This window comes from Prosthecobacter sp. Pr1 (genome assembly GCF_057652315.1).
Map to the genome: position 1 here is coordinate 20,409 of NZ_JBYFBS010000032.1, position 9,652 is coordinate 30,060.

The following is a 9,652-nucleotide window of genomic DNA, read 5'->3' on the forward strand; positions in this document are numbered from 1 at the left end:
CGGCGGCTTTCAGCGATGCAGCCAGACGCGGAGCAATGAGAGCAACTGGTCGGTGTTGACCGGCTTGGCAATGTAATCGCTCGCTCCGGCTTCCAGACATTTTTCACGGTCGCCTTTCATCGCCTTCGCGGTCAGTGCAAGGATCGGAAGGTTGCGAAACTCCGGTTGTTTGCGGATCTCCCGCATCGTTTCGTAGCCATCCATCTCCGGCATCATGATGTCCATCAGCACCATGGCGAGGTCATCAGTGGCCTGGATCAGCTCGATGGCCTGGCGCCCGTTGGTGGCGCTGAGGATTTCCATGTCCTGGTTTTCCAGCACCGTTGAGAGGGCGAAGATGTTGCGGGCGTCATCGTCCACGATCAGGACTTTGCGTCCGCGCAGCACCTCGTTGGTGCCGTGCAGGCTTTCCAGCATCTGCCGCTTGCTTTCCGGGAGGTCTGCCAGCACGCGGTGCAGGAAGAGGGCGGTTTCATCCAGCAGGCGCTCGGGCGACTTCACGTCCTTGAGCACGATGCTCTTGGCCATGGTGCGCAGACGGGATTCTTCCGCACTGGAGAGGTCCTTGCCAGTGAAGACCACGACAGGCACATCTCTCAGGCTGGGTTCTTCATGGATGCGGTCCAGCAGATCAAAGCCGGTCATGTCAGGCAGGCGCAGATCAAGAACGCAGCAGTCAAAGTGGCGGTCGAGCAACGTGGTGAAGGCTTCCTCACCCGTTGCCACAGTTTTGATCTCAATGTCGTCGTGACCGAGCAGTTCGACGATGCTCTGCCGCTCGGTGTCGTTGTCTTCGACGACGAGTAGACGCTTGGTGCGTGGAGCGACGAAGGTTTTGATCTTGTCGAAGGCGCTTTCCAAGTCTTCCGTGGTCGCCGGTTTCACCAGGTAGGAGAAGGCACCGCGTGACAGGCCATGGCTGCGCTCCTCCTCCAGGGTGATGATCTGCACCGGGATGTGGCGGGTTTCGGGGGAGAGCTTGAGATTGTTCAGCACCGTCCAGCCGAGCATGTCGGGGAGGAAGATGTCGAGCGTGATCGCCGTGGGGTGATACTGACGCGCGAGCGTCAGCGCCTCATGACCGCGCGTGGCGACGAGACCTTTGAAGCCCTTGTCACGCGCCAGCCCGAGGAGCACACGAGCGTAGTGGGGATCGTCCTCGACGATGAGCGCCGCGAGATCTCCGACCTCCACGTTGGCGCGGTCGTCCTCGATACGTTCGTCGCGGGGCATGGCCACTGGCAGAGCGATGGAGGGGCGGGGATTGCTTTTTCCTTCGCTGACTGGATTGGGCAATGAGTTGGAAGGGCCGAAATAGACCAGTGGCAGGAAGAGGGTGAAGGTGCTGCCTTCATTGGGCGTGCTGGCGAGCCGGATTTCACCGCCGAGCAGAGATGCCAGCTCACGCGAGATGGCGAGACCGAGGCCGGTGCCGCCATACTTGCGGGAGGTGCCCGCATCCGCCTGCTGGAAGGCCTCGAAGATAAGGCGCTGTTTTTCGGGGGCGATGCCGATGCCGGTGTCGGTGATCGAAATCGCGATGACGGCTCCCGCCCGGTTGAGATTGGGATGGTCGGGACTCCAGCCGCCTTCGGCCAGTTTCACATTCATGCGCACCTGCCCGGCAGCCGTGAACTTGAAGGCATTGGACAGCAGGTTCTTGATGATCTGCTGGAGACGCTTGGAGTCGCTGGTGAAGGCGAAGGGCAGATTGGAGTCGAACTCCATGATGAAGGGCAGGTTTTTGCTTTCCGCAATGTGGCGGAAGCTGCGCTCCACGGAATCCCGCAGGGAGGTGAAACTGATCTCCTCGGCATCCACCGAGACCGTGCCCGACTCGATTTTCGAGAGGTCGAGAATGTCGTTGATGAGATTGAGCAGGTCGGAACCGGCGGAGTGGATGTTGCGGGCGAATTCGACCTGTTTTGGATTCAAATTGCCCACGGAGTTTTCGCCAAGCTGCTGGCCGAGAATGAGGATGGAATTGAGCGGTGTGCGCAGTTCGTGCGACATGTTGGCAAGGAACTCGGATTTGTACTTCGAGGTCAGCGCCAGCTCCGCAGCCTTTTCTTCCAGCGCGCGGCGTGCCTGCTCGATCTCCTTGTTCTTGCGCTCCACCTCGGCGTTTTGGTCGGCGAGTTCCTGAGCCTTCTGCTCCAGCTCTTCGTTTGTCTGCTGCAGCTCCTTCTGGCCTGACTGCAACTCAGCCGTGAGCTGCTGGCTCTGCTGCAGGAGGCCTTCCGTGCGCATCGTCGCCTCAATGGTGTTGAGCACGACGCCGATGGACTGCGTGAGCTGTTCGAGGAAGTTGAGATGGCCGTCGGTGAAGGGGTGCATGGCCGCCAGTTCGATGACCGCCTTGGTCTGGCCTTCATACAGCACCGGCAGCACCACCACATTGGCGGGCCGTGTTCTGCCAAGGGAGGAATGGATGGGTGTGTAATCCTTCGGCACGTCGGTCAGGAGCACGCGCTGCTTTTCCCGCGCGCACTGGCCGACGAGGCCGTCGCCGAGTTCAATCTGGTCTGGCAGATCCTTTTCATTCGCGTAGGCGGCCAGGCGTTGCAGCCGTGGATTTTCATCATCGCCGGAGGTGAGCTGATAGACCGTGCCCTGCTGCGAATCGACGAGCGGCGCGAGTTCGGAAAGCAGCATCTGGCCGACGGTGTAAAGATCGCGCTGGCCCTGAAGCATGCGGGTGAACTTCGCGAGGTTCGTCTTGAGCCAGTCCTGCTCCTTGTTGCGCTCCGTGGTGACGCGGAGGTTGTCGATCATCGTGTTGATGTTGTCCTTCAGTTCGGCCACCTCACCGCGCGTCTCCACCTGGATGGAGCGGGTCAAGTCGCCCTTCGTCACGGCGGTGGCGACTTCAGCGATGGCGCGCACCTGGGTGGTGAGGTTGGCGGCAAGGAGGTTCACGTTGCCCGTAAGGTCTTTCCAAGTGCCTGCGGCACCGGGCACGTTGGCCTGACCTCCGAGACGGCCTTCCACGCCCACTTCACGCGCGACGTTCGTCACCTGATCGGCAAAGGTCGCGAGCGTGTCGGTCATGTTGTTGATGGTTTCAGCGAGCGCCGCCACTTCACCTTTTGCCTGCACGGAGAGGCGCTGGCGGAGGTTGCCGTTGGCCACGGCGGTCACCACCTTCACGATGCCGCGCACCTGATCGGTGAGATTGGCGGCCATCACGTTCACGGAGTCGGTCAAATCCTTCCATGTGCCCGCTACGCCGGGCACCACGGCCTGACCGCCGAGCTTGCCTTCGGTGCCGACTTCACGTGCCACACGCGTCACTTCGGAGGAGAAGGCGTTGAGCTGATCGACCATCGTGTTGATGGTGTTCTTGAGTTCGAGAATTTCGCCCTTCACGTCCACCGTGATCTTGCGGGAAAGGTCACCACGAGCCACGGCGGTGGTTACTTCGGCGATGTTTCGCACCTGGTCTGTGAGGTTGGTGCCCATGGCGTTCACGGAGTCGGTCAAATCCTTCCACGTGCCCGCCACGCCGGGCACCACGGCCTGCACGCCGAGACGGCCTTCGGTGCCGACTTCGCGGGCCACGCGCGTCACTTCCGAGGCGAAGGAACGGAGCTGTTCCACCATGGTGTTGATGGTTTCCTTGAGCTGAAGAATTTCACCGCGCACATCCACGGTGATCTTGCGGGAAAGGTCACCGTTAGCCACGGCGATGGTCACTTCCGCAATGTTGCGCACCTGACCGGTGAGGTTGGAGGCCATGGAGTTCACATTGTCGGTGAGATCCTTCCACGTGCCCGCCACACCGGACACCTGGGCCTGACCGCCGAGCTTGCCTTCCGTGCCCACTTCGCGGGCCACGCGGCTCACTTCGGACGCGAAGCCGTTGAGCTGATCGACCATCGTGTTGACGGTGTTTTTCAGCTCCAGAATTTCCCCCTTCACGTCCACGGTGATTTTGCGGGAAAGGTCGCCCTTCGCGATGGCCGTGGCCACGTCGGCGATGTTGCGCACCTGACCGGTGAGATTGGAGGCCATGGAGTTCACATTGTCGGTAAGCCCCTTCCACGTTCCCGCCACACCCGGCACCTGGGCCTGACCGCCGAGCTTGCCTTCCGTACCCACTTCACGCGCCACGCGGGTCACTTCGGAAGCGAAGGAGCGGAGCTGCTCCACCATCGTGTTGATGGTTTCCTTGAGTTCGAGAATTTCACCGCGCACGTCCACCGTGATCTGCTTGGACAAGTCCCCGTTCGCCACGGCAATCGTCACTTCGGCGATGTTGCGCACCTGGGAGGTGAGGTTGGAGGCCATGGAGTTCACGTTGTCGGTGAGATCCTTCCACGTGCCCGCCACACCGGAGACCTGGGCCTGACCGCCGAGCTTGCCCTCCGTGCCCACTTCACGGGCCACGCGGCTCACTTCGGAAGCGAAGGCGTTGAGCTGGTCCACCAGCGTGTTGATCGTGTCTTTCAGCTCCAAAATTTCCCCCTGCACATCCACCGTGATTTTGCGCGACAAGTCACCGCGTGCCACCGCCGTGGTCACCTCGGCGATATTACGCACCTGCGCCGTGAGGCTGTTGGCCATGGAGTTTACGTTGTCGGTCAAATCCTTCCAAGTGCCCCCCACATCCGGCACCTGGGCCTGACCGCCGAGCTTGCCTTCGGTGCCCACTTCGCGCGCCACGCGGCTCACTTCCGAGGCGAAGGCGTTGAGCTGGTCCACCATGGTGTTCATGGTTTCCTTGAGCTGCAGAATTTCACCCTTCACGTCCACGGTGATCTTGCGTGACAAGTCACCCTTCGCGATGGCGGTGGCCACGTCGGCGATGTTGCGCACCTGACCGGTGAGGTTGGAGGCCATGGAGTTGACGTTGTCCGTCAAATCTTTCCACGTTCCCGCCACACCACGCACCTGGGCCTGACCGCCGAGCTTGCCTTCCGTGCCCACTTCGCGCGCCACGCGGCTCACTTCAGAGGCGAAGCCGTTGAGCTGATCGACCATCGTGTTGAGGGTGTTCTTCAGTTCGAGAATTTCACCCTTCACGTCCACGGTGATTTTCTTGGACAAGTCCCCATTGGCCACAGCGGTGGCCACTTCGGCGATGTTGCGCACCTGGCCGGTGAGGTTGGAGGCCATGGAGTTGACGTTGTTGGTCAAGTCCTTCCAAGTGCCAGCGACCCCGCCCACTTCCGCCTGGCCACCGAGCTTGCCTTCGGTGCCGACTTCGCGAGCCACGCGGCTCACTTCGGAGGCGAAGGCGTTCAGACGGTCCACCATCGTGTTGAGGGTGTTCTTCAGTTCGAGAATTTCACCTTTCACGTCCACCGTGATTTTACGGGACAAGTCACCGCTGGCAATGGCCGTGGCCACGTCCGCAATGTTGCGCACCTGGTCGGTCAGGTTGTTGGCCATGAAGTTCACGTTGTCGGTGAGATCTTTCCACGTTCCCGCCACACCTTGCACCTGCGCCTGGCCGCCGAGCTTGCCTTCGGTGCCCACTTCGCGCGCCACGCGGCTCACTTCGGAGGCGAAGGCGTTGAGCTGGTCCACCATTGTATTGATTGTGTTCTTCAGTTCCAGGATTTCTCCCTTCACTTCCACGGTGATCTTGGACGAAAGGTCGCCTTTGGCGATGGCGGTGGCCACGTCGGCGATGTTGCGCACCTGGCCGGTGAGGTTGGACGCCATCGAGTTCACGTTGTCCGTCAAATCCTTCCACGTGCCCCCCACCCCGGGTACGATGGCCTGGCCGCCAAGCTTGCCTTCTGTGCCGACTTCACGTGCCACGCGCGTGACTTCGGAGGCGAAACCGTTCAACTGGTCCACCATGGTGTTGATGGTGTTCTTGAGCTCGAGAATTTCGCCCTTCACGTCCACCGTGATCTTGCGGGACAAGTCACCACGGGCCACGGCAGTGGTCACGTCGGCGATGTTGCGCACCTGGCCGGTGAGGTTGGAGGCCATCGCGTTCACGGAGTCGGTGAGATCCTTCCAGGTGCCCGCGACGCCGGAGACTTCGGCCTGACCGCCGAGCTTTCCTTCCGTGCCCACTTCACGCGCCACGCGAGTCACTTCCGATGAGAAGGCGTTGAGCTGGTCCACCATGGTGTTGATGGTTTCCTTGAGTTCGAGAATTTCGCCTTTCACGTCCACGGTGATCTTGCGGGAAAGGTCACCACGAGCCACGGCCGTCGTCACGGCGGCGATGTTACGCACCTGGGCGGTGAGGTTGGAGGCCATCGAGTTCACGGAGTCGGTGAGATCCTTCCATGTGCCGGCCACACCGGGCACCACGGCCTGACCGCCGAGTCGTCCTTCCGTGCCCACTTCGCGCGCCACGCGGGTCACTTCTGATGCGAAGGAGCGGAGCTGGTCCACCATGGTGTTGATGGCCTCCTTGAGCTGAAGAATTTCACCGCGCACGTCCACCGTGATCTTTTTCGACAAGTCACCGGCGGCGACCGCGATGGTTACGTCCACGATGTTACGCACCTGGGCGGTGAGGTTGCCCGCCATCTGGTTCACGGATTCGGTCAGATCCTTCCACACACCGGAGACGCCCTTCACCTGGGCCTGTCCGCCGAGCTTGCCTTCGGTGCCCACTTCGCGTGCCACACGTGTCACTTCCGAGGTGAACACGGATAGCTGGTCGATCATGCGGTTCACCAGCTTGGCGGAATGCAGGAACTCGCCCTCCAGTGGGCGGCCATCAACCTCGATGGCCATGGACTGCCCGAGATCACCCTTGGCCACGGCACCGATGGTGCGCGTGACTTCCGTCGTCGGACGAACCAGGTCGTCCATCAGCGTATTGAGCGCCTGCACTTCATCCGCCCAGCCGCCTACCATGCCGGTGATGACGATGCGCTGGCGAAGGCGTCCTTCCTTGCCCACCACGCGGGACACGCGGGCCGCCTCACCGGCGCGGCGTTCGCTCATGCCGAGCACATCATTGAAGGCATCGGCGATCTTGCCACGCACGCCTGTCCAGCCCTCAGGCAAACGGGTGGTGAAGTCCCCCTTGCGAAAGGCCAGCATGGCGGCCAGAAGCTCAAGCTCCCAAGACTCTCCGCTGCCATTTCCACTGCCATTCGTGCTGGTATTTTTCTTTTCAGCGGCCCGTTTCCTCGGCGCGGGTGGGGCGGTAGAACCAGCAGGGGAGCGAGATGAAATTGTTCTCATGGCAAAAAGCGATCTTTGGCCTATCGCACCTCATCGACCATCAGGATGTGTCCTGATCGGTGTATCAGAAACTATTTTTGCCAACCAATCCGGGGTGGGAGGACGATTTCGTGTCGCCGACACAAATTTGATACATCCGCCAGAATCTCCCGCCGCGATTGCTTCCAAACGGTCATCCGCCAAACAGCGGTGTGGCAGGACTTTATATTTTTGGAATTTGTCCGCTCTCGTGTTCGAACAGGAACTCCCACCTTCTATTCGCAGTTTCATCTCCCGTCATGTCCGCTCGGTCGAACAGCTGGAGATTCTGATTCTGCTTAGTCGTGAAGCGAACACTGCATGGACGGTCCAGAAGGTTTACGACACCATTTTGAGCACGCCTCAATCCGTGGAACGGTGGCTCGATGAAATGGTGAGGAACGGTCTGCTGGAAAAGATGGCAGAACCGGCCGTCTGCTATCGGTGCACGGCAGAGGCCAGCCTGATTTCCCAGATGAGAGAGCTCGGAAACATTTACCGTACCCGGCCAGTTCGAGTCATTGAGGCCATCTATCGTCGCGATACAACCGCCGCCCAGAGTTTCGCTGACGCGTTCAAAATCAAAAACAACGATCAAAAGTCATGATAGGTTCGATCATCTACCTCTTGTGTGCTTTCACCAGTCTTGGTGCAGCCGTGTTGTTGTGGCGTGGCTATCGTCGCAGCCGCCAGCGACTGCTGTACTGGAGTTCGCTGTGTTTTGCCATTCTGGCGGTCTCCAATGGCCTCCTCATCCTGGATCTTGTGGTGTTTCCTGATGTGTACATTTTGCCGTGGCGGAACTTCGTCACGCAGGTGGCGCTGCTCGTTCTTTTATACGGACTCATCTTTGAATCTGACTAGCCATGATGCTGAACCAATTCTTCAACGGTGCCGCCACCATCAGCCTGCTGGTCATTGCGTGGTTTTTTCTCCGGTTCTGGAAAAGGACACGAGACAGGCTGTTCCTCTACTTCGCCTCTGCATTCACGATCCTGATGGTGGAGCGGATTGTGCGTGCCGTCATGGCGGTGGACACCGAATGGGCTCCGTACGTCTATCTCATTCGCCTCGCCGCATTCGTCACCATCATTGCCGCCGTGGTGGACAAGAACCGCCGTTCCTGAAACTGCGCTGGATCAGGCGGCGAGTGTCTTCGAAATTGCCGCCAGGGGCAGCGTGATGATGAACTCCGCTCCGGGTTCCTCGTTTTCAGCGAGGATGACGGTGCCGCCCATCTTTTCCACCAAACGCTTCACGATGGACAAACCGAGTCCGGTGGAGGGTTCATCGCCCGTGGGCTGGGCGCTGAGGCGTCCATAGCGGCGGAACATTTTGGTGCGGTCCTCAGCGGTGAAGCCGGGACCGGTGTCGCGCACATGGCACTTGGCCATGCCTGCCATCGGCTCGTGAACGGTGACCTCCACCATGCCGCCTTCGGAGGAAAACTTGATGGCGTTGGAGACGAGGTTTTCCAAAGCCTGGGTCAGACCCTCGGTGTCTGCATTGACAAACACCTCTGCCGTGGGCGTGTGGGTGGTCAGAACGATTTTTTTGGCATTCGCCGCCGGCTGGTGGCTGGAGGCGATTTTTGTCACCACGGTGCACAAGTTCACGGAGGTGTTTTTCAACTGAAGCTGCTCCGCGCATTGATTGGCCAGGAACTCCTGCATGAATGAGAGCATGCGTTCGCTGGCGTTCACGATGTTCTCCACCAGCGGCGTGCAGCGGGGGGGGAGCTCGGAGAGCCGGGACTGCAGCAGGCTGGCGCTGAGCTTCATGCCGGCGAGGCTGTTTTTCAGGTCATGGGCAAGGATGCCGATGATTTCATCCTTGTCCTCAACAAGTGCGCGGAGCTGGTCTTTGGCGCGCTTGAGTGCCAGCTGGGTGCGAACGCGGGAGAGCAGCTCCGCCATGTTGAAGGGCTTGGTGACGTAATCCACGCCGCCTGCCTCGAGCGCCTGCACGATGACGTTTTTATCATCATCCGCCGAGAGGAAGATGACGGGGATGTCTGCCCAGCTGGCGTTGGATTTAATCTGGCGGCAGGTGGTGAGACCGTCGATATCCGGCATCATGACATCCAGCAGGATGAGGTCAGGGGTGCATGAGAAAAGCTGCTGGAAGGCCTGCTCCGCATTACGGGCAAGGGTGATGTCATAGGACATCATGGTGAGGACGTTTCCAATGCCCCGGAGATTCTCCTCCTGGTCATCAACAATGAGGATCGTTACTTTGTCCGGTATAGTCATGAAGTGTTAGCCTTAGTCGATGATGCTGAGGAGATGATTGTTCAAATTATTTCCGTCATGTTCAACGAATGACATTGCTCTGCCTGCATGCTTCATGAATGAAGGTTCATGCCGCGAGGCGCGGAGCTGCCAGCATCTCGCGTGTCAGTGCCCAGAATGCAGCGGGAAAAGAAATGCGACGCGCAGCAGGGGCTGAGGAAGGCTTTCAGAATTTTTTC

Annotated in this window: 5 protein-coding genes; 3 read left to right on the top strand and 2 right to left on the bottom strand. The window is 59.9% G+C overall.

Annotation, left to right across the window (positions count from 1 at the left end):
- Positions 1 to 9: 9 nt before the first annotated feature.
- A complete protein-coding gene (locus AC24GY_RS28485; protein ID WP_487690025.1) occupies positions 10 to 7,020 on the bottom strand; it encodes a HAMP domain-containing protein in 7,011 nt (2,336 codons plus the stop codon).
- Between AC24GY_RS28485 and AC24GY_RS28490 the strand changes: the two genes are divergently transcribed.
- Genes AC24GY_RS28490 through AC24GY_RS28500 form a run of 3 tightly spaced genes read left to right on the top strand, consistent with a single transcriptional unit; the run spans position 7,019 to position 8,309 of the window.
- Positions 7,019 to 7,789, top strand: a complete 771-nt coding sequence (locus AC24GY_RS28490) for a hypothetical protein (protein WP_487690028.1) — start codon at positions 7,019 to 7,021, stop codon at positions 7,787 to 7,789. The two genes, AC24GY_RS28485 and AC24GY_RS28490, sit on opposite strands and share 2 nt — an antisense overlap.
- The gene (locus tag AC24GY_RS28495) at positions 7,786 to 8,046 is read left to right on the top strand and encodes a DUF5985 family protein (RefSeq protein WP_422322050.1); all 261 of its coding nucleotides are present in this window, start codon (positions 7,786 to 7,788) and stop codon (positions 8,044 to 8,046) included. The genes AC24GY_RS28490 and AC24GY_RS28495 overlap by 4 nt, the downstream gene beginning before the upstream one ends.
- A 2-nt stretch (positions 8,047 to 8,048) precedes the next feature.
- On the top strand, positions 8,049 to 8,309 hold the full coding sequence (locus AC24GY_RS28500; protein WP_487690031.1) for a DUF5985 family protein: 261 nt from the start codon (positions 8,049 to 8,051) through the stop codon (positions 8,307 to 8,309).
- A 12-nt stretch (positions 8,310 to 8,321) separates the two neighbouring features.
- Here the strand turns inward: AC24GY_RS28500 and AC24GY_RS28505 are convergent, their stop codons facing one another.
- Positions 8,322 to 9,434: a hybrid sensor histidine kinase/response regulator gene (locus AC24GY_RS28505; RefSeq protein ID WP_487690035.1), complete on the bottom strand. Its 1,113-nt coding sequence runs from the start codon at positions 9,432 to 9,434 to the stop codon at positions 8,322 to 8,324.
- Between the last annotated feature and the right edge of the window lie 218 nt (positions 9,435 to 9,652).

What these genes read in the sequence shown, in the direction of transcription:
- AC24GY_RS28490 (WP_487690028.1), top strand. Translation starts at nt 7,019, where the DNA reads ATGGCGGCCAGAAGCTCAAGCTCCCAAGACTCTCCGCTGCCATTTCCA.
- AC24GY_RS28485 (WP_487690025.1), bottom strand. Translation starts at nt 7,020, where the DNA reads ATGCTGGCCTTTCGCAAGGGGGACTTCACCACCCGTTTGCCTGAGGGC.
- AC24GY_RS28495 (WP_422322050.1), top strand. Translation starts at nt 7,786, where the DNA reads ATGATAGGTTCGATCATCTACCTCTTGTGTGCTTTCACCAGTCTTGGT.
- AC24GY_RS28500 (WP_487690031.1), top strand. Translation starts at nt 8,049, where the DNA reads ATGATGCTGAACCAATTCTTCAACGGTGCCGCCACCATCAGCCTGCTG.
- AC24GY_RS28505 (WP_487690035.1), bottom strand. Translation starts at nt 9,434, where the DNA reads ATGACTATACCGGACAAAGTAACGATCCTCATTGTTGATGACCAGGAG.